This window comes from Pectobacterium wasabiae CFBP 3304 (assembly GCF_001742185.1).
Lineage (GTDB): Bacteria > Pseudomonadota > Gammaproteobacteria > Enterobacterales > Enterobacteriaceae > Pectobacterium > Pectobacterium wasabiae.
Genome location: NZ_CP015750.1, coordinates 3,954,552 through 3,974,556, shown reverse-complemented (window position 1 = coordinate 3,974,556; position 20,005 = coordinate 3,954,552). Strand labels below are relative to the sequence as shown.

The 20,005-nt window shown below is 45.1% G+C and carries 26 protein-coding genes and 2 pseudogenes; 18 read left to right on the top strand and 10 right to left on the bottom strand.

The window, feature by feature from the left end:
- The first annotated feature begins 89 nt into the window (after positions 1 to 89).
- The 3 genes from rsmF to A7983_RS18150 all read left to right on the top strand — a co-directional run bounded on the left by rsmF (position 90) and on the right by A7983_RS18150 (position 3,306).
- A complete protein-coding gene (gene rsmF / locus A7983_RS18160) occupies positions 90 to 1,544 on the top strand; it encodes a 16S rRNA (cytosine(1407)-C(5))-methyltransferase RsmF (protein WP_039477127.1) in 1,455 nt (484 codons plus the stop codon).
- Positions 1,545 to 1,668: 124 nt separating this feature from the next.
- Positions 1,669 to 1,860, top strand: coding sequence for a YdfD/YebW family protein (locus A7983_RS18155; protein ID WP_005968959.1), 192 nt, complete (start codon positions 1,669 to 1,671; stop codon positions 1,858 to 1,860).
- Positions 1,861 to 2,073: 213 nt separating this feature from the next.
- Positions 2,074 to 3,306, top strand: a complete 1,233-nt coding sequence (locus A7983_RS18150) for an SEL1-like repeat protein (protein WP_069704152.1) — start codon at positions 2,074 to 2,076, stop codon at positions 3,304 to 3,306.
- Between the two features lie 226 nt (positions 3,307 to 3,532).
- On the opposite strand, the gene A7983_RS18145 is transcribed toward A7983_RS18150, so the two are convergent.
- Entirely contained in the window at positions 3,533 to 4,600 is a 1,068-nt protein-coding gene (locus A7983_RS18145) for a malate/lactate/ureidoglycolate dehydrogenase (protein ID WP_005967878.1), read from the bottom strand.
- Between the two features lie 197 nt (positions 4,601 to 4,797).
- Here A7983_RS18145 and A7983_RS18140 point away from each other — a divergent pair, with 197 nt between their 5' ends.
- Complete coding sequence (locus A7983_RS18140; RefSeq protein WP_005967876.1) at positions 4,798 to 4,956, top strand: YdgH/BhsA/McbA family protein; 159 nt, start codon at positions 4,798 to 4,800, stop codon at positions 4,954 to 4,956.
- Positions 4,957 to 5,141: 185 nt separating this feature from the next.
- Positions 5,142 to 5,450 (top strand): excalibur calcium-binding domain-containing protein, encoded by a 309-nt coding sequence (locus A7983_RS23595; protein WP_071531091.1) that lies wholly within the window; start codon positions 5,142 to 5,144, stop codon positions 5,448 to 5,450.
- Positions 5,451 to 5,680: 230 nt separating this feature from the next.
- On the opposite strand, the gene cspE is transcribed toward A7983_RS23595, so the two are convergent.
- From cspE to A7983_RS18120, 5 genes are all read right to left on the bottom strand, one after another.
- Positions 5,681 to 5,893 (bottom strand): transcription antiterminator/RNA stability regulator CspE, encoded by a 213-nt coding sequence (gene cspE, locus A7983_RS18135; RefSeq protein WP_005967874.1) that lies wholly within the window; start codon positions 5,891 to 5,893, stop codon positions 5,681 to 5,683.
- Positions 5,894 to 6,034: 141 nt separating this feature from the next.
- Positions 6,035 to 6,238, bottom strand: a complete 204-nt coding sequence (locus A7983_RS23985; protein WP_152413517.1) for a hypothetical protein — start codon at positions 6,236 to 6,238, stop codon at positions 6,035 to 6,037.
- 15 nt (positions 6,239 to 6,253) lie between these two features.
- Positions 6,254 to 6,547 carry a hypothetical protein gene (locus A7983_RS18130; protein WP_005967872.1) on the bottom strand — a complete coding sequence of 98 codons (294 nt, stop codon included), beginning with the start codon at positions 6,545 to 6,547 and terminating at the stop codon, positions 6,254 to 6,256.
- Positions 6,548 to 6,653: 106 nt separating this feature from the next.
- Positions 6,654 to 7,028: a hypothetical protein gene (locus A7983_RS18125; protein ID WP_005967870.1), complete on the bottom strand. Its 375-nt coding sequence runs from the start codon at positions 7,026 to 7,028 to the stop codon at positions 6,654 to 6,656.
- A gap of 76 nt (positions 7,029 to 7,104) precedes the next feature.
- On the bottom strand, positions 7,105 to 7,470 hold the full coding sequence (locus tag A7983_RS18120) for an ankyrin repeat domain-containing protein (RefSeq protein ID WP_005967869.1): 366 nt from the start codon (positions 7,468 to 7,470) through the stop codon (positions 7,105 to 7,107).
- Positions 7,471 to 8,497: 1,027 nt separating this feature from the next.
- On the opposite strand from A7983_RS18120, the pseudogene A7983_RS18105 reads away from it, so the two are divergent.
- A pseudogene (locus tag A7983_RS18105) lies at positions 8,498 to 8,755 on the top strand (tyrosine-type recombinase/integrase); the annotation flags it as partial.
- Between the two features lie 266 nt (positions 8,756 to 9,021).
- Here A7983_RS18105 and A7983_RS18100 read toward each other — a convergent pair.
- From A7983_RS18100 to A7983_RS18080, 4 genes are all read right to left on the bottom strand, one after another.
- On the bottom strand, positions 9,022 to 9,357 hold the full coding sequence (locus A7983_RS18100) for a hypothetical protein (RefSeq protein WP_005967865.1): 336 nt from the start codon (positions 9,355 to 9,357) through the stop codon (positions 9,022 to 9,024).
- 202 nt (positions 9,358 to 9,559) lie between these two features.
- Positions 9,560 to 10,417 carry a hypothetical protein gene (locus tag A7983_RS18090; RefSeq protein WP_005967863.1) on the bottom strand — a complete coding sequence of 286 codons (858 nt, stop codon included), beginning with the start codon at positions 10,415 to 10,417 and terminating at the stop codon, positions 9,560 to 9,562.
- Between the two features lie 24 nt (positions 10,418 to 10,441).
- The gene (locus A7983_RS18085) at positions 10,442 to 10,915 is read right to left on the bottom strand and encodes a BRCT domain-containing protein (RefSeq protein ID WP_005967862.1); all 474 of its coding nucleotides are present in this window, start codon (positions 10,913 to 10,915) and stop codon (positions 10,442 to 10,444) included.
- Positions 10,916 to 10,928: 13 nt separating this feature from the next.
- Entirely contained in the window at positions 10,929 to 11,852 is a 924-nt protein-coding gene (locus A7983_RS18080; protein ID WP_005967860.1) for a phage repressor protein CI, read from the bottom strand.
- 44 nt (positions 11,853 to 11,896) lie between these two features.
- Between A7983_RS18080 and A7983_RS18075 the strand changes: the two genes are divergently transcribed.
- The 12 genes and pseudogenes from A7983_RS18075 (at position 11,897) to A7983_RS18020 (ending at position 19,959) form a co-directional block, all read left to right on the top strand.
- Positions 11,897 to 12,301 carry a hypothetical protein gene (locus A7983_RS18075; protein WP_005967859.1) on the top strand — a complete coding sequence of 135 codons (405 nt, stop codon included), beginning with the start codon at positions 11,897 to 11,899 and terminating at the stop codon, positions 12,299 to 12,301.
- Between the two features lie 33 nt (positions 12,302 to 12,334).
- Positions 12,335 to 12,766 carry a phage regulatory CII family protein gene (locus A7983_RS18070; protein WP_005967856.1) on the top strand — a complete coding sequence of 144 codons (432 nt, stop codon included), beginning with the start codon at positions 12,335 to 12,337 and terminating at the stop codon, positions 12,764 to 12,766.
- 180 nt (positions 12,767 to 12,946) lie between these two features.
- A complete protein-coding gene (locus A7983_RS18065; RefSeq protein WP_005967854.1) occupies positions 12,947 to 13,195 on the top strand; it encodes a DUF2732 family protein in 249 nt (82 codons plus the stop codon).
- Positions 13,195 to 13,503, top strand: coding sequence for a DUF5405 family protein (locus tag A7983_RS18060; protein ID WP_005967852.1), 309 nt, complete (start codon positions 13,195 to 13,197; stop codon positions 13,501 to 13,503). The genes A7983_RS18065 and A7983_RS18060 overlap by 1 nt, the downstream gene beginning before the upstream one ends.
- The gene (locus A7983_RS18055) at positions 13,503 to 13,727 is read left to right on the top strand and encodes a TraR/DksA family transcriptional regulator (RefSeq protein WP_005967851.1); all 225 of its coding nucleotides are present in this window, start codon (positions 13,503 to 13,505) and stop codon (positions 13,725 to 13,727) included. The genes A7983_RS18060 and A7983_RS18055 overlap by 1 nt, the downstream gene beginning before the upstream one ends.
- Complete coding sequence (locus tag A7983_RS18050; RefSeq protein ID WP_005967850.1) at positions 13,724 to 14,737, top strand: phosphoadenosine phosphosulfate reductase domain-containing protein; 1,014 nt, start codon at positions 13,724 to 13,726, stop codon at positions 14,735 to 14,737. The genes A7983_RS18055 and A7983_RS18050 overlap by 4 nt, the downstream gene beginning before the upstream one ends.
- Positions 14,734 to 17,020 (top strand): annotated as a pseudogene (locus A7983_RS18045) (replication endonuclease). Before A7983_RS18050 ends, A7983_RS18045 begins: the two are co-directional and overlap by 4 nt.
- A gap of 219 nt (positions 17,021 to 17,239) precedes the next feature.
- Positions 17,240 to 17,437, top strand: a complete 198-nt coding sequence (locus A7983_RS18040; protein ID WP_005967844.1) for a hypothetical protein — start codon at positions 17,240 to 17,242, stop codon at positions 17,435 to 17,437.
- Positions 17,430 to 17,768 carry a hypothetical protein gene (locus A7983_RS18035; RefSeq protein WP_005967843.1) on the top strand — a complete coding sequence of 113 codons (339 nt, stop codon included), beginning with the start codon at positions 17,430 to 17,432 and terminating at the stop codon, positions 17,766 to 17,768. Before A7983_RS18040 ends, A7983_RS18035 begins: the two co-directional genes overlap by 8 nt.
- A gap of 158 nt (positions 17,769 to 17,926) precedes the next feature.
- Positions 17,927 to 18,148, top strand: coding sequence for a 3-isopropylmalate dehydratase small subunit (locus A7983_RS18030; RefSeq protein WP_005967841.1), 222 nt, complete (start codon positions 17,927 to 17,929; stop codon positions 18,146 to 18,148).
- 244 nt (positions 18,149 to 18,392) lie between these two features.
- Positions 18,393 to 19,211: a hypothetical protein gene (locus A7983_RS18025; RefSeq protein ID WP_005967839.1), complete on the top strand. Its 819-nt coding sequence runs from the start codon at positions 18,393 to 18,395 to the stop codon at positions 19,209 to 19,211.
- Between the two features lies 1 nt (position 19,212).
- Positions 19,213 to 19,959, top strand: coding sequence for a hypothetical protein (locus A7983_RS18020; protein ID WP_005967837.1), 747 nt, complete (start codon positions 19,213 to 19,215; stop codon positions 19,957 to 19,959).
- The last annotated feature ends 46 nt before the right edge of the window (positions 19,960 to 20,005 follow it).

The following is a 20,005-nucleotide window of genomic DNA, read 5'->3' as shown; positions in this document are numbered from 1 at the left end:
TCGTTTTCACGCGATGTATGAGAGATCCGTGTTACACTTCGCCGCTTCCTCCCCCTCGTTTTACTGAATAACCGGTACGGAACCACGTCGTGGCAAAATTTACTCCAGCCAATCTGCCTGCTGAATTTCTCGACACTATGCGAGACATCATGCCTTCATCACTTTCGATGGAGGATTTCATTGCCGCCTGCCAGCGCCCGCTGCGCCGGAGCATCCGCGTCAATACGTTAAAAATCAGCGTCGATGCTTTTCTACAGATCGTGCAGCCTTATGGTTGGCAGCTTGAGCCAATCCCCTGGTGTCAGGAAGGTTTCTGGTTGCTGAATACGGAAGAGGAAAACACGCGGCTCGGCAATACATTGGAGCACCTGAGCGGGCTATTCTACATTCAGGAAGCCAGCTCCATGCTGCCCGTCAGCGCCCTGTTCCATCGTAATGATACGCTGGGAACTATTTTGGACGTCGCCGCTGCACCGGGTTCCAAAACGACGCAGATTGCGGCACGGCTGAATAATGGAGGAGCTATCGTCGCCAACGAATATTCGGCGAGCCGGGTAAAAGTGCTGCACGCTAACATCAGCCGCTGCGGCGTCAGCAATACTGCGATTACTCACTTCGATGGGCGCGTTTTCGGCGCGGCGCTGCCAGAATATTTTGATGCGATACTGCTGGATGCCCCGTGCTCGGGGGAAGGCGTGGTGCGTAAAGATCCGGCGGCGATGAGCCACTGGTCGCAAGAGAGCATTACCAACATTGCCGCTACGCAGCGGGATCTGATTCTGAGCGCGTTCCATGCCCTGAAACCCGGCGGCGTGATGATTTATTCCACCTGTACGCTGAATAGGCAGGAAAATCAGCAGGTTTGTCATTGGTTACAGGCGCAATTCCCTGATGCGTGTGAGTTTGAATCGCTAGACGATCTCTTCGCTGACGCCGAACGCGCCACAACAGAAGAAGGCTTTTTACACGTCTTCCCACAGATTTACGACAGTGAAGGCTTCTTTGTTGCCCGTTTGCGTAAAACCGCCAGCGTACCGCCACTGCCGCGCCCGGGTTATAAAGTCGGCAAATTCCCCTTCTCGCCACTCGCACACAAAGATCGTGCGTTACTCACAGAGGCTGCGCGTAAACAGGGTATTCACTGGGATGACGCGTTACTTCAGTTGTGGCAGCGTGATAGCGAGATTTGGCTTTTCCCTGCGGCACTCACCTCCGCTTTTGGCAATATCAAATTCTCACGCATTGGTATTAAGCTCGCCGAACGCTTCCCCAAAGGCTTTCGCTGGCAGCATGAAGCGGTTGTTGCGCTGGCAGACCCGAACGCGAGCAATGCCTACTCTCTGAACGATCGCATCGCCTGCGAATGGTTTCAGGGCAAAGACAGCTATCCGGAACCGCTTCCTACTGCGGATGAACTGATTTTAACTTACCAGAACACGCCCGTTGGTCTGGCAAAGCGCATCAGCAGCCGGATAAAAAACAGCCTGCCACGCGATTTAGTTCGGGATGGCGCGTCCCCCGCACGGCCTCTTGCTAAAGAATAAATGCGCATTCTGCATCAGGTGGCGATAAAACCACCTGATGAACAGCCGCCTGCCCTTTCCTTAGTGATTTTCATCTACAATTATCCTGACAGATAGAGAAACTCAGTAATATCTGGAGAGCGAGATGTTTGCATTAGTGATATTTGTTTGTTATCTCGGGCATGGTTGTGACGATTTGGTCATTGGTGCCTACAACACCGAAGCACAGTGTCTACAAGCGATGGACGAACAACGCCTGCGTCGAGCCGGCTGCTTCCCCATTGAAGAGTATATTGATGGTTTCTGGGTTCCCGCCCAAGAGTACGCTGATTTTTAATCCTCTCCTTTACGTATTCCCATCGGTACACTCCGCCAATTTTTCATTTGATTATCAATTCCTATTATTGCCCCAAATCATGTCAGTCATTTGATTATCTTAATGTTTAGGTTCACTATTCGCCTCGCCCCACACGCCCAACCAGGGAAATCATGTGGCGCTGCTTATCAATCAGGATACCTATTTTAATAACTCTCACGTGACGGATTACACATGACATTGTTATCAATACCTTCATTATTCTTATCAGCGACGCTCATATGCGCCTTCTACACCACACCAGCTTTTTCCAGCAAATTTGACAACAAAACATTTGATGAAGTACAGACAGTAGCCAATCAAAATAATCCTGAAGCCCAATACAGCCTTGGCTATATGCTTGCCAATGGAGAAGGCGTTCAGCAAGATTATTCTCAGGCCGTCGTCTGGTACACCAAAGCCGCCGAACAAGGTTATACGTGGGCGCAAACGAGCCTAGGTTATTTATATGATTCAGGAAAAGGAGTTCAACAAGATCATGCCCAAGCCGCCGTCTGGTATACCAAAGCCGCGGAACAGGGGGATGCGGCAGCACAGCATAACCTAGGGTATCTATATGAAATTGGAAAAGGCGTTCAACAAGATTATGCCCAAGCCGCCAACTGGTACACCAAAGCTGCGGAACAGGGAGATGCTTGGGCGCAAAGTAGTTTGGGACTCCTGTATAAGAAAGGAAAAGGTGTTCAGCAAGATTATTCCCGGGCCGTCGTCTGGCACACCAAAGCAGCGGAGCAAGGAAATGCTGGGGCGCAATACAGTCTCGGTATCGCTTATGATAATGGAGAAGGGGTTAAGAAAGATCCCGTCCAAGCCGTAATCTGGTACACCAAAGCCGCCGAACAGGGTCATGCCCGGGCACAATATAATCTCGGTATCGCTCATGATAATGGAGAAGGGGTTAAGAAAGATCCCGTCCAAGCCGTAATCTGGTACACCAAAGCCGCCGAACAGGGCCATGCCTGGGCACAATATAATCTCGGTGTTGCTTATGATAATGGCGAAGGGGTTAAGAAAGATCCCGTCCAAGCCGTAATGTGGTACACCAAAGCCGCCGAACAGGGCCATGCCTGGGCACAATATAATCTCGGTGTTGCTTATGATAATGGCGAAGGGGTTAAGAAAGATCCCGTCCAAGCCGTAATGTGGTACACCAAAGCCGCCGAACAAAATATACCGGATGCGCAATATAACCTTGGCCTTATGTATTATAGCGGAAAAGGAATTCCTCAAGACAGTATGTTAGCCCACACCTGGCTTTCCATTGCACTGGCCAACGGAGAAAGTGAAGCATACCAGTTGGTTATGAATCTTATCTTGAAAATGAAACCCGAAGAATTACTGAAGTCACATAATAAACTCACTGAGTTTAGAGAAAAATTCTCAATACCCGACCCCGTTATTTCATAGTTGTTTATCGCTACATATCGCTCAGGGCGGTGATACTACCGCCCTCACCTCATTTTCAGTGCTACCTTTATCGTCGACAAGCCCCATAGAAAAGGGATCGTAACCGGGTGGAAGCTGGCGTTGAATACCGGGTGCAAGGGCAATTAGCGCCCCCCAGTATCACCGCAAATATCAACCATCCCCGCATCAGCATTGTTCCCCGATTATTTTCTTCCCTTGGGTAATATTATGCGATTAATGCGAGTTCAGCCGGATTCATCCCCAGAGATATCCCCGCTTCCACGATTTTCTGCCACTCCTGATCGGAAAGATAAATACCGTCAGCCCGACGTTGAGTTTGAGATAAACATTCTGGCTCACCCGCGATTAAAATAGGTCGCATCGGATCGGGAGTCGTTGAAGAACGAACGTAGTCCAGCATCGCATCATATTCTTTTTGCAACCACGCGATGGAAACCATGCTGCTGGGATCGATGACAATCGTCGTCATGTTATTCACTATCGCGCCCTGACGCGCGTTCTCCGGCTGAATAGTTCCGCCGCCAGAAAGCAACCCTGCCAGCATTTCAGCCGCTAAAATCAACCCGCCGCCTTTATGTTTCGCAATCGGCTTCAACGCGCCGTGCTTTTCACCTTCCCACATGACTTTCGGATCGTTAGTGGAAACACCGTTGCAATCCAGCATTACCTCTTCATCAAACGTTTTACCTGCCAGGTACGCAACGCGGGTTTTCCCCAGCGCCACCACGCTGGTGGCAAAATCCAGAACGAAAGCCGTATTGTGCTCCGTTGGCGGGAATGCAATGCAAATCGGGTTTGTCCCGAAGCGCGCTTCACTGCCACACCAAGGAGCCACTATCGGATCGAGATCGTTAACATTAACAAAGTGTATCGAAACAAGCCCGGCGCCCGCTGCCATTTCTCCATAGGTGCCAATCCGTCCCAAGTGACAAGTAGACGACAGCGTCATTAAACACACACCCGTCGTTTTCACCCGCTCAATGGCAGCCTGCATCGCTTCTTTTCCCGTTCGCTGGCCAAAACCACGATCGCCAGTAAATTGCAGCACAGCTCCGCCATCACGCAGTAAACGCGCTGGAGTATTCGGGTGCATAATGCCTTTCCCGATGAACTCCACATAGTGCGGCAACATCCCAACGCCATGGCTGTCATGTCCTTTCAGGTTAGCGGCCACAAGGTGCTCGGTGACAATACGAGCTTCATTTTCTTCACATCCTGCTTTTTGCAATACGATTTGCACTGTCGCCATCAGACGATTGGCTGAAATCTGCATATCTCTTCCCTTCATCTACTGATTTATTATTCACAGATTTCATCCTACTGCGGAACAGGAATGAATGTCATAGAAAATAAAGAACAGTTTTTTTGAAAAAAAATCTCTCTGATATTCATTGCAAGCGAGGAGAACTATCATTCGCCACATCAAGTCACAACGTCTAGTTAACCTAATAAACGGTGAAGGAACGGATTATGAAAAACATCAAAAAATTTATCGCAGTTATCGCATTCTCTACTTTGTCTTTCGGTGCCTTTGCCGCACAAGAAATAACGACCTCTTCCATCCTCGGTGCAAAAATACGAATAAAAAACATCGAGATGAATAATCTTGTATTCGTATTATTTATTTAAAAAAATCCAACCATTTCCTTGCTAAGGCCATCCACATACCCAAAACCAAATTAAAATCAATATTATCAGCAGGATAAGGAAACCCACTAAATCCTAAGATATCAGGATAATTAATAATTATTAATATTCGCTGTCCTAACAATAATGATAGTATTCTTTGATATTACTCTTTCAGGTATATATCAATGAAACGGAAATTATTCATTATTTTGCTATCTACAGCATTCTCTTTTACTGTTCAGGCATCATCGCCTTATCAGTACCATCACGATGATGATAGCCAGAGCGCTGGAAAAACAAAGATAGAAGATCGAAAACAAGAAAATAATCGTTTTGTCTGTGACGGTAGGCAATATTGCACTCAGATGAGGTCCAGAGAAGAGGCATACTTTTTCATCCAAAATTGTCCTCATACAGAAATGGATGGCGATAATGATGGGATACCTTGTGAAAACGACTCACGCTTTCCTTCACTTAGAGCCAAGCGATATTAACTATCTCATAAATTTAAAATAGTCCACCACGATTGATGAGTTCATATTCGGCCACTCGCTGAGATCTAAGTACAAAAGGCCCAATCGAAACCCGTTATGATCTATAAACAAAAAACCCCAGCTTTACGCTAGGGTTTTTTTGTGTTCTTCTTGGCCGCTCCGGTTTAAACCATCATCGCTATCGCAAGAGACACATCAATTCAATTTGGCTGTATTACAGCGCAACGTTATTACAGTGCAACAACGTTACCGGCTGATGGGCCTTTCTGACCATTTTCAATGGTGAACTCAACCTTTTGGCCTTCGTCCAGAGTTTTGAAGTCGTTGCTCTGGATTGCAGAGAAATGTACGAATACATCTTTGCTACCGTTGTCAGGAGTAATGAAACCAAAACCTTTACCAGCGTCAAACCATTTTACTAAACCAGTCATTTTATTAGACATAGAAATTACCTTAATTTTTTATAGCGCCTTCCGGCAAATAGGGCCTGCGCACAGAATTTAATTAGCAACAATAAGGAGGCTCAAAGAAGGGATATCTATGGATAACACTTTGAAATGAGAACTGCTTTACTAAACTGCTTTTTAGGTCTGCGAATCAAACCGACGAGCTATTAACGCACGGATGAAAATCTTTAGCAAGCATTTATTTTTAAAAGCCTTTAAAAACCAACGGCAATCCTGCAACAGCCGGTAATCCTTACAGGATGCTGCGCCTTTTAAAGGCACAGCATCTGACGCTGAACCGCGATAACCATGAAAATAAACGGGCATTTTTTCAACAGCCAAGATGATTTTTATCGTTTATTTAGTTTGCCACAACCCGTATTGCCCCCAGAAGCCCACCTCTGTGACATACTCTTGTTCGTTTCCATTCGCGATAACATCAACGGTCTTTCTCATTCCCATTGAAAGGACATTGCACTCATTGCTGACCATGAGTTTATGCAGCCCATTCTTCAAATAAGCAGTTACAAATTGATTTTGTTGTAATAGTGCCACATCTCGGCCATCGACCGAAACTAAGAACTTACACACCCCACCACTGGCGCTCCCTATAAACTGCTTGTTTAGACATCTGAGGATCTCTTTGGTCAAAAGACCCTCACAGGTTCGCCTGCCTACATAGATCTTTGTTCGCGGATCAAGGAAATAAAAAAAGGCAACGCGTTAGCGCAGCCCGTATTTTTTGTACCGCAATAGCTTAATGGTTAGTTAAACTCTCTTTTACTTTTATCACACAACGAGGAACCACCAACTCTCTGAGTGTATCCCTTATATCATCGTCATATTGTCGATTAGGAGGACGATGATCTTTACGAAATGATTCGGCAATCCTAGCCGATGTAGCAATGTATTCCGGCTCATCAATACCGAAATCTGAAAGGCTAAAACCACGTTCTTTGAAGTCGGATACCTCTTCATTGACGATTGCCAGCACATCTCTATCCGTTGATCCCACCTTGTCCGTAATATTCCACTCAGTCAGGCAGATTTCATGTGCGGCTTTGTTGATATCATTAATGGCAGCAAATGATGTCAATGGTAAAGCCAGTACTAACACTATGATTTTTCGCATCTTAACGTCAATCCCTTTGCAATAAAAAGAAAAAGAATCGCCAAAGCGAGCCTGGAAATGATTTTTATTTGCGACGTTAAAGTCTTAGTTCCTTGCCACCGTTCTTTATCAAAATGTCTGCTATATCCTGATTGCCGTTAGCTATAGTTACCACTAAAGGACTATACCCATCGTCATTAACAGCATTAACATCCGCCCCTTTCTCCAGAAGAAATATGGCAATTTCTTTGTTCCCAATCATCCCGGCTAAGTGCAACGGAGTGAACCCAGCACCAGTCCTTGAATTGATTAACTCAGGATTCTTGTTGATTAATTGGATCGCTTCTTTGTTGGATTTTTTTGACCAAATTAAACCAGATAATCCTTGGTCTTCAGTCAAATCAGAAGCATAAGAGGAAAAGGAAATTAAAATAGCGACAACAAACGATAAAACCGATTTCATACACGCTCCAGTGTTTCACACATCCATAAATAGAGTGTAAATGATACCAGCGTTATGTTGCTAATAGTTATCTGTTAATTTACACAGCGAACGCAAAAGAAGCGTAATCACTTGAACAAAAAAACCGCACCAATGGCGGGTTTCTGAGGTTCTGTCGTTTGGACATCTTCGCAAGAAAACTTACTACCATACATGAACAAATTCAGTGAAAACATACCAACACGTCTTTGTAATTGTATCTTTGCAATTCCATTATCGGTGGTTGCATTCTCTATATGAAATCCGTCGAATTTATCTTTTCCAAATGAGTGACCTCATTTTTCTTTCTCAACCTCAGCCATTACCGAAAACGAAAACACCGACAGAAATAAAATCTGTATACTCACATCCTTGCCCCTATTGATAAGATATTAAAATAAGATAACGTAGTCATATGGAAAAAGGATAAAAAATCCAGAAAAAAATATAAATCATCGCGATACCCGCACTGAAATGACAAATCACATGTAACCAGTATACATCTGGCCTTTCATTCCTATGAATATACTCGCGCCGACTGACGCCTTTAAAAGTCTTTGTATAAACCCCTCTACGAACGTAAATGATAGACTCTACTATCATAACGATACCACAGAGAAAAATGGCAGCTATCACACAGTAATCCCAAATACGCATAATGCTCCCTAGCTATTATAACTGTGCTTTCAGGGTTCACGGTGTTTATTGGTATACCGTTTTCTAGCCACTCCCAAGAGCGTGAAAACGCCCCCGACTACGACTAACACCCAACCCATATTCATCTGACTTTCACGAGCAGCGATCAAAAAAACATTCGTGACAAGTTTACCGTCTATCACTATGGATGTACTCATATTAAATGACACGATAAGCCAGACTACCCCTGCAACTAAAGCCCCTAATCCCCAATTCGTCATAATATACTTCCTCCATTTTTTAAGATTTTATCAGGGAGGACTGTTGTACAAAAGCAAAAACCCGCCGAAGCAGGTTGGGCTGCGTCTGTCCTCTGTCCGATGTGATTGATCAATGCCGTGATTCCAGCAAAACGGATTACATGATTAGTGTCGGCATTAGAAAAAACAACCCAAGCGGATCCGTAGAACTCAACGGGCTAACCAAAAGACTTGTCCAAGCCAGAAAGGAATCAGGGATTGAACTAGATGAGAAGCCGCCGACATTCCATGAGATAAGAAGTCTCGCTGGCAGGTTGTATGAGAAAGAACGGGGAAAGGAGTTTGCACAGAAACTACTGGGACATAAATAAGTAAGAATGACAGAGAAATATCTGGATACTCGCGGGAAGGAATACACCTATCTATAAAAGACCGTATATCGATTTTCGTGGATTTTCGTGGATATAAAAAATAAATAGTTAAAAATCAATGATATAAAAAAAGACTGAATACTCATCAACATCATTAAAATCAAACACTTAAACACACCCTTGGCGACAGTATCGCGACACATCACAAACAAGCCAACGCATAGCCTGAAGCAATACGTTGGCCGATGGAACGGTAAAAGCCAGCGTTACTCTGACTCATTTGTAAACAAAGCCACTGTTTTGGTGAGAATGCTTTCCAGCTCTTCCTTACTCACATTCTCTGCGGTGATCTCTTTGAGTTTTTCATTTTCAATTGCGATGTGAATTTTCCGGCCTTTTCTACCTTTCAGCCACTCGACAGCAATATAGGCCAGCAAAGCAAGGTGTACGTTAGCGTCTTTCACTTGATACACAAAATCGATGATATCTTTCATCGTTGTGCTGGCGCTGAAACATTCCGTTTTGCTTAACGTTAAGTCATGCTTGGCGCATAATTTCTGAAAACCTTCATTCACATTTAGACGGATACTTTGATACTCCATGGATATACTCCTTTATGCCCATTCAATTTACAGACGCCTGAGATTGGTAAAAATACTTATCAGTGCAGCACTTGAAATGTTACTATTCGGTGAAATTCATAGATCTATAGATAACTCTTGCTTGGCTAAAAATGAATTTAATCTGAAAGAAGGGAAAGGCGTCGCATTAATAAAAAAAAAGAAAAAGCTATAATTTTTATCATTACTTACTTCTCTTTGCTCTTTTTTCAAAATCATCCCAAGCTGATTTCAACTCAGAAATAGCGTCATTATATATTGATTCAGTGTTAAATGATGATAGTTCTTTTATGAATTTATTGTACCTTTCATCGAGCTGCGGGGTCTCATGATCTGATGGGATTTTAGCCATAACATTTTTTATAAGAAAATTAGTCACATTTCTTATTCCAGAATGGTTATTATATTTCATATAATTTAAAGCAGCTCTAAAATAAAATTTAGCCGCTGTTCCGTACTCTTTATTAACAAAACAAGTAGCGGCACTAACATGATTGATCCTGGCAAGACTTTCAGCTCTAAGGTTTTTTATTTCAACTTTATATTCAGCTTCCATTTTTTCGATAATTTTCTTTACATCACCCTCTAATTCTAACATTTTCTTTTCATTGTCAGCATAGAGAGTTTCCTTTAGTTCCGACAATTTAGATGCCACTTCATTAGTTATGGTTTGTTGCAAATTGATCGTTTGCCCTTTAAGTAATTTAGTTTGGTAAGCTGATATTATTATCGGGATAAGCAACCCAACTATACTCGTCAGCGCGAGTATTAGCATTAATAAGTTGTAAAAAGATTTTGAATAAAAAGAGTCTACTTTCTCTAATATTTCCAGTGCATCTCGTTTATCTTTGTTTAAGGATGATATTTTCTCAGCTAATTTAGCTAGATTTTTCTCATCATCATAATAAGCAGGCGTTGCTATATTAGACTGAGTATCCATCGAGGCAACCGGATGCCGAACATCATTAGCGCCAGATATTTCATCAGCAGCAATTGAACTTGAAGACAGAACAACAAGAATCAAAAATAATATACTTTTCATTTAATACTCTTTTTATCCTATGATTTAAAAATCAGGCACTTCACCAGTACTAACCATATTCAAAAACTGTTCTTCATCTAAAATGAGAACTCCTTTCATCCTCGCTGCGGTAACTTTTGTTGGTCCTGCATTGTACCCACAGCAGAGCACTTGAAGATTCTGCGTGACAGAATTTCTTACCGAAATTTTATTTTCTGTTGCTAAACTCACCAACCGATCTTTATCTGCTTTTTTAAAACCGGTAAAAAAAACTTCGAAAAGATTAGCTTTAGGCTTCTGAAAAAGATGTAGATACTGTGATGCATCTATGATGGCGGCAACCTTTACCGCTTCTTCATAAGATGGGAGGTTTTCTATCAACCTATCTTTTCTAAAGGTTCTTAACTGATTAGAGTGGTGGCATATTCCTTGAAAGTGTTCCTCACTTTCACTGACTTGAGATACAGAATATGCACTGATAATTCTTTGAGCATTTATATAAACAAAGCTCATATCCATGATAATATAATCCTTATATTGCTGTTTTAAAAATAATAGTAACGATACCCTTTACAACTACTTCATCAACGGTGCATTCGAACTCACCATCACGTCCATTAACAATTAATTTACTCGGACGGCGAGACACTGAATACACATCCAAACTTCCATCAATATCTAAAAGCCATGTACCGTTAGATACTTCGCCCTCACCCATTTCTACGAGCCAAGCGTCTTTACCTGAGCGTATGTAGCATAATTTTTCTTGAGTAACGCCCTCAGGTAAAAATGATTTGTCGATAGAACAAAAACCATCGTCTTCCAATTTACCAGCCAGCAGGCGTTTCTTAGCAACGGTAATAGTTTCCGGTGCATCAACGGCAATCCCCTGTCCTACATTTGTGATACCCCGCCCTGTCGCCAGCCACTCAAGAGAAACGCCAGTATCCAACGCGCAAGCAATAACGACATCGCCGGGAAAGAAATCACGGCGAATCCATGTGCTGATCGTAGCCGTTGAAATCCCCAGCAAGTCACCAAGCTCTTTTTGTGTGCTGAAACCATAGGCATCCAGCATCCTGCGCAGAACGGCTTTGCCACCTGATGCCAGAACCTGGTCATAAAGCGCTTTACCTTTTAGCGTTACTGGCGGTATTTTCAAATTCGAATTTTCAAACTCACCTGTAACTAACCATCGCGCATCAGCTCCCGTATCTACTGCACACATCAAGATGACATTGCTAGGGATATTATTTCTTTTAATCCAATTACTTATAGTATTTGTTGGAATTGAGGTTAGGTCGCTAAGCTCTTTCTGAGTCTTCGCACCATAGCTAGATAAAACCCTCTGCAAAACAGAAGGGGCTTCCTGTAAAGAATCATTACCTTCCAAAAATACACCCCATGAGCATTTATACATACACACCACGTGATCTATAGTGCGTACACACCACATGCAACACCATAGAACACAAACCGACTAACAGGAGATATTGCGTTATGTCTCAGGAGATTGCAAATGCATCCCCACGATTTGATTCTGCAATCAGTCCCGCACTGGTTGCTGAGCTGGTCAAAGCACTGACACCAGAAGTCAACCGCGTCATCAAAGACGCTATCGAACAGGTTGCAGCCGTGCAAATGGCACCAACCATGACAAAGAAAGAATTCGCGAGAATCAATAACATAAGTAATTCTTTACTGGAAAAATGGATCGCTAACGGCGTTGTACTGCTGGCACCGACACCAACCAGCACCGTAAAGCGCGCTAAGAAAGATAAAACGACAGGTGAAGTTGTCGGCCATTCCGTCATGACTAAACACGGCAACGCATTAATCAACCTTGAGGCATGGCGGGAAAAGAACCGTCAGCACGCCATCAAGTGCCGTTACATCAAACCATGAATTCGATTATTCGAATTTCAAAGGAGCTGAACCATGTTTGATTACGAAATTGCAAAACATCCGCACTTCAACAATGCCTGTCGTGCGTTTGCTAACAAGCAGAATCTGGTTGATGTAGCCGCAAGCATCGGCATGAACGCTCAAATGCTGCGTAACAAACTTAACCCAGACCAGCCACACAAGCTGACGTGTGACGAGCTGCTGGCAATCACCGATGTAACCGAAGACGCCACGCTGATCGATGGGCTTTTGGCGCAGCTTAATTGCCTGCCAGCCGTGCCAGTGAATGAGGCAAAGGCAGAACGTCTAACCACGTATGTATTGCAGGCCACCGCCGCAGTGGGCGCGGTTGCTGCTGAAAGCGTATCCGATGAGCGCATGACGCCAGCGCGTCGTCATAACGTGATCGAGAGTATCAACGCGGGTGTGCGTTATTTGTCGCTGGTCGGCTTACTGGCGGATTGATGATGTTTCATGTCCGTGGCGAAATAAAATATCACATGCCTTAAATGAGCTATTCAGCTTGTTTGAAGCCGCCCCCGATATCCTGACGGCAATTAAACCCGAAGAATATCTGAATTAAATAACCACCTGAAATTAATTAGGCGCTTAACTGCGTCGGGAATCCCTTTATCTGAGGATTATATGCACATGTATAAAACAGTAGGTCAGGAAATACGCCGCAAGGCTGAAAACGAGGGCATTCAGTTAATGCTTTCTCAGGCACGCACCGAGGCGAAAGCCGATGCGCACACGTCATTTTCTTCTCGTCTGGACACACTGGCGACTCATGCTGCTATCCATGAATTAAGCAGCGTGGAAATCATCGAGTTATTACGGCAGGAATCCGACGCCTTTAATCATTCCGGGTCAGATATCAAGGCGGTGATGTAATGGAAAACCCAGCTTATAACCGCGTCGATATCAACGGCAATTATGCAATAGCGAAAGTTGGCTATGACTTTGCGCTGGGCGAAATTAAATGCGGGAAAGAAGATGGTGACCAGCCTTATTTATCCACGCTGGCTGTTTATCAGAACCCCGTCAGCCTCATTAACGATTTTGTGCATCGTGCTATCGCCACTGAAATTTGGCGCGGGAATGTCACCGACTCAAAGAAACTGCTGACCGAAAGCAAACGCTTTGCGGCGATGTGCCAATCAGCCTTTGACCAGCTCAACAACGATAAGGAGCAAGAATAATGCCGGATGCTATGGACATGGTGCAGCAGCGCCAACAGGAAATGTTAGACCATCAGATCGCCAGCGCCCGGAACGCCCAACGCGGCGTTTCTGCGTTCGAGTGTGAAGACTGCGATCAACCGATACCCGAAGCGCGCCGCGCTGCAATCGACGGCGTGACCCGCTGCGCGACCTGTCAGGGCATTCACGAACTGAAAGGTAAGCATTATCGGGGTGGGCTGTGAATACCGTCATCGATACACGCTGCTTTTCTGCCGATGCCATCAACATTAATTCAGTCTCTGGCGGTAAAGATTCGCTGGCGCAATGGCTGTTGGCTATTGAGGCTGGAGTAACAACTATCCGTGCTTTTGCTGATACGGGACACGAACACCCGCAGACAATGGATTATCTGGATTATCTGGAATCCAAGCTGGGGGAAATACGCAGAGTTAAGGCGTCGTTTGATGACCGTATAGCAGTAAAACGTAAATTCATTGCTGAGCGCTGGCCTGTCACGTTGGTAACTGAATGCGGTATGACGGATTCACAGGCCGCCGCAACGGTTGCCCGTGCGCTTGATATTCTTCATCCAACGGGAATCCCCTTTCTTGACCTGTGTATGTGGAAAGGCCGTTTCCCTTCCACCAAAGCCCGGTTTTGTACTTTTGACCTAAAGCACGCGCCTATTCGTGATCAGATCGTCATGCCGCTACTGGCTGAATATGATGAGGTTATCAGTTGGCAAGGTGTGCGGGCGGAAGAGTCCCCAGCGCGCGCATTGCTGCCAGAATGGGAAACAGACGCAGATAATACTCCGGGGCTACACGTTTACCGCCCGATACTCAAATGGACTCATGCCGATGTGTTTGCATTAGCACGCCGTCACGGTATTAAACCCAATCCACTCTATCAGCAGGGATGCAGTCGAGTAGGCTGTATGCCCTGTATCCATGCGCGAAAATCTGAGTTAGCGGAAATATTTAGCCGCTGGCCTGAAGAGATAGCGCGTGTGGCTGAATGGGAGCGACTGGTCGCCGCCTGTTCGCGTCGCGGTAACAGTACGTACTTCCCTTCAACTCAAGACCCACGTAAGGCCGAACGCCGTATTGAATTCATCAGCGTTGAATCACACGGTATTGAAACCTATAGAGACTGGGCGTTGACCTCTCGCGGCGGCAACCAGTTTGATCTGTTTGCTGGCATGAATGACAAGGCCGTGTGCAGCAGCGTTTACGCTGGTATTTGTGAATGAGCGTTACCCATAGGGGGCGCTCAGCTCCCACTCCACCGTTACCTTTCCCCGGTAGCACCCGCGAGGCGTTCGTGGGTGCGTATCCGTGGAACGCCCCGCGCCCGGCCATCGTGCCAGAAGAAAGGCAGCTTACCCGTGAGGAATGGACTCAGGGGCAAGCCGTTTTAGCCAAAATTAACCAACAGCCTCACTTCCTGCGTGAAATCTGCCTGAACCGCTACGTTTACCTGAAAAAGAACAAAGGCCAGCTCAGCGCTAATCGTTTTCTGGTTAACAGCTTTATGCAGCGCATGTGGCCGCGTATCGAGGCAATCAATACCCGCCACGCCATGAATCGCCATGCTTCCGAGCGTTTCCTGTCTGAATATGACAATTATCAAACGTTGCCCGGTATGAATGGCAAAGCGCTGGGGCGTCTGGCTGCACGTATTTCCGGCCAGATATTTTCGGCGTATGAAGAAATGAGCGATGCCATGAAAGCGGAGCGCGGCGGCCAGCGTGATGCGCTCTTTACCGATGCGGCACAGGCCGAGCTTTTCGGCCATGTCGCCAGCATGGCGCGTGCGTTCAACATAACCCCGCTTTTCTGGAAGAACTACCGCAAAGGCACGCTGAATATACGCAAAGCAATAGCCAGCCTGCGCCGAATGACTAATGAAGAATGGTGGGTGCGCCAGCTTAAAGCTCAGCGCACACGCTGGCGCGAGGCGCTGATGATTGCCGTCGGTCAGGTCAGTAAAAAGGCGTCACCGTATGCCAGCAAAATGGCGATCCGCGATGTACAGGCGCGTCGCCTCGCCAATATGGATTACCTGAAAAGTTGTGAGCTGGAGAACGTCGCAACGGGTGAACGCATCGACCTGATCGACAAGGTGATGGCGAGTATTTCTAACCCGGAAATTCGTCGTATGGAGCTGATGAGCACAATCGCCGGGATAGAACGTTACGCCAGCGAACACAAAGATGTCGGGATGTTTATCACTATCACTACCCCGTCGAAGTATCACCCGACCCGCGTGATCGGCAAGGGCGAAAACGAGACAGTCCAGTTTAACCGGAATTGGGACAATGAAGCCTTTACGCCCAAAGACGGCCAGCGCTATCTGGTCAGCATATTCAGCAAGATGCGCACAGCGTTTAAAGATAATGGCCTGAAAGTTTACGGGATGCGTGTTGTTGAACCTCATCACGACGGGACGCCACACTGGCACATGATGCTGTTTTGCAAACGCGCACATCGTCAGTCCGTCATCGACATTATGCGTCGCTACGCCCTGAAAGAAGACGGCGACGAGCGCGGCGCGGCTAAGTACCGCTTTGAATGTAAACACCTCAATAAGGGCGGTGCCGCTGGCTATATCGCTAAGTACATCGCCAAGAATATCGATGGGTATGCGCTCGACGGCCAACTGGACGACGAAACCGGAAAGCCGCTGCGTGATGTCGCCGCCGCCGTCACTGCGTGGGCATCAACGTGGCGTATCCCCCAATTTAAACCTATCGGTGTTCCCACGATGGGCGCTTACCGCGAGTGCCGGAGCGGCACGTTACGCAGCGTCAACCTTACTGACCAGTTTGACGAACAGGTCGAAGCGGTTCGCTTTGCTGCCGACGCTGGCGACTTTGCCGCATACATGGCCGCACAAGGTGGCGCGAATGTTTCCCGCGAACTGCAAACGGTGCGTGTTGCGCGCCGGGTATCAGACAAGCTCAACGAGTATGACGAAGAGGTGCAAAAAGTGGTCGGGATTTTCTCCCCGCATTTGGGTGACGGTCATGTATTTGAAACCCGGACAACCGAATGGCGCATCGTTTCTAAAGCCGTTGACCTTGAGCCTTTGACTTTAAAAAGCGCCTCTGGCGCGCCTCGGAGTCCTGTCAATAACTGTGGGTTGGGTTCTCAACGGTCAGGCGCAAATGTCAAAACGCAGGCCGAAAACAGCGGCATAGCGACGACATCAGAAACCGATAACCCACCGATTGACTGGAATGACGACGCGGCTGTGAGGGCGCTAGGAATGCGTCTGCGTGAGCAATCCGTCAGGAAGAATCATAAGCAACGCGACTTTAACCCCAATAGCCTCCGCGATCCGTCACCGTCGGCCAGATTAACGGGAGCGGATACCTCGTATCCAGATTGATTTGTCCCAGCGTGGTATCAGCGTTCAATGCTGGGAGCTGGAAGCGCTGGCGCGTGGGGCAAAAATGAAGATAGACGGCGAACTTATTTCATACCCGGCGGCTGATGAGTGGCCGGGGTTTAGTAATCAGATGGAGGTTTAACACAATGGCTGTTTCTTTCAGGTGTAAATGTGTCGAACGAAAGAAGCCGATTGCAGAACGTCAATGGTTTGTCACGCAGAGATACTGCAATCATTCGGCGTTTAATGGCTACCAATACACCCCTAGCGAATATTCGACCGTGATTTGTGAGGCATGCGGTGCGGCTGGCCGGACAAAGGCGCTTTATATCACTGAATTACCAGACTATAAGGGGGAGTGATGCACCAGTTAACGCGAGAAATTCCTAAGTTCACGCTGCGCCACCTGAAATTAGCCGGGGTAATTCAACGTTTACAGGACATCATGGTTAAAGAAAATCTTACACCAGATGAGCTGGTTAGTTGTTCTGAGGCGGTCAGAGATAGCCAGAGGCGCATAGATTCAGCGTTGCTAAAAAGTGAGGGGAGTGATGCCTAAATCCCCCGCCGATCGTAAAGCCGCCCAGCGCGCACGACAACGTGATGCTGGCGTGGTGAAAATCGAGATACATGTTGATGCGCAAGAGCTGGATATGCTTAAGCGCAACTGCGCCCTGCGTCGTCCGGGGCGTGAGCCGTATGATATTGACGAGTACCTGACCACGTTAATTCGTCAGGATGCCGCAGCCCTACAGCAAAAAATAGCGGAGTTAAGCCAGCGTAAATGTCAGAAATGCTGGGAGAAATTACCCGTTTCCGAGTGCTGCCTGTCTGGTGCATCTGAGTTCTGGAATACGCAAGGCTGGCATGATTTAAAGTTAATTCTGTGAATGTATCGGCGTGAAATGTTTTAGTGACATGTCACGCCGATTTTATAGCGATGAACACATAACCAATCAGTCACCCGTAGCACACTAAGTGATTGACGAAAATTTCAATATGTAAAATACTGTATATGAATACAGTAAAAATAAGGAAATGGCACCCCTTGGAAAACACGGAACACATACAGGCCGTTTTGTCGCGGGTTCAGTTAATCGCCGACATATCGTTAGTGGCTCAGTGCGATGTAGACGAATTAAAAACCGCGATGTCAATCATTGCGGATTTGGCGAACGGCACGATAGAAACCAGAGAGTATCGAGAGATTAGTGACAAGTCGGAACTGGTCGAATACCTGAAAAAACGATTAGAGGATGCCGTCTTTTAGCCATGCATGCATAACCCGCATGATTTTGCATGATGATCTAAGCCCAATTTATCCCCGTTAACGCCATAGCTGGCGCGGATCGCGCGAGTGCATGAAAAGCGACACACAAAGCGGGCAGGCGTGGCGGGGATAGCATTGCGCACGTTATCAAATTTAAAGGTTAAATGTTCAAAGACATAGCATGCCATGCTAGAGTGAGATTAATCTTAATTTTTTGTGCAATCAACTTTCACAAGGAAAGGTAATGCGTGTTAATTACGATGTCATAATCAAAAGCGGTGATGATGAAGTTGATATGGAATATGGCATAGCAACTCTCGGCGGAACAGCTGAAGTTACTTGTCTTTTGGCTGAGGCTATTCTAAGGAAAGTAATCATCAAAAGACGTACACATGTAAATCCTGCACGAGCTGTACTAAAAAAGAATTTTACAGGTTCTTATGGGCAGAACTTTGACTTAGTGATTAATGAGCCTGAATTAATTTATGAACTTCATAGAATATCCAAACCTGTTTTTAATGAAGTGATGAGTTTTTTTATCTCACAATCTCTTTATTTAGAAACGCGAGAATTATCTAATGAAGCAGAAGAAGTTGTCAAAGGCTTGTCAGATATTGAAGATGAGTTAATAGGAAGAATAAGAGCGCCCTTAAAAAGGATGCATGAGATAAATGTCAAAAAAAATTACAACATAGAACTTAATTTCAAACAAAGAGCGCATGACAAAAAGAAAGTTATTGAATTAGACACGGCTACTGCAACAAACCTCTTTAAGTCAAAGGTAGCAAAAAAAACAGAGGAAATTAGAGCTTACATAACGAGATTCAATGCTAGAACTGGTAATGGAAGACTCGTACTTGAAGGAGAAGATGAAACAGTTGCTTTTGGCTTTTATAGTCCTCTACGTATAATTATGTCAAGTCAAAAGAAAATGATCTCAGAAAATTTACATGTAAATAACTCTCCATCTTCCGAAGGGCGTATTTATCTTAAGCTAACAGTTAGCCGAGTCAGAATTAACAGCGGCGAAACAATAAAATATCTAGTTCATACGGTACAATAAGATGTTAAAGACTTTATGTTTAGCGTTGATTATAGTTGTTTGGGGATTGTATTCCTTAAACTTTGGAGTAAGTTACCTTAGTACACAAGGTGCAGACGTATGGGGGCAATTTGGTGATTTTATGGGTGGGGTATTAAATCCCATCCTGAGTTTTATCTCCATATGCTTATTAATACACTCTGTTAGATTACAGTTGCAGTCGAATCAGGCTTTAATGCATGAATTAAAGAGACAGGAGAAACTAGAAAATTATAAAAAATTTGAAATGCGTTTTTTTAGTTTAATCGAAGCTCAAGAATCTAATTTTGATAAATTACGTATTGCGATCGATGATACCCCTCACAATGATGAATTACAGCATGAAAACACCCCCAAAGAAACATCACTTATTCAATACAAATCTGGCAATGCAGTTACTTACATCGACGACAGCTTAAGTTTATTAGTTAATGGAGGTATAGGGAAAGAGAGAATTTGTGAATGGCTTGAGGACTTGGATGTAGATGACCATTTTTTTTCTTTAGCCAGAAGATTTTATCTTCCCCTTAAATTAATCAATGATAAAGTCGAAGAGAACGAAAGAGAAGAACAATATGAATTATTAATAAATTTGACAGATGAAAAATTACTCACAATAATTGTTATACTTTGCAGTTACTTTGAATGGGATAATTTAAATTACATTAAAAATAGCAAAATACTTAAACAAGCCAACATGGATAATTACGTATCGAATTATTTAAAATAGCCTCAGGACTTTACCCATGAAATCCAAAGGCTTATGACATAACTGA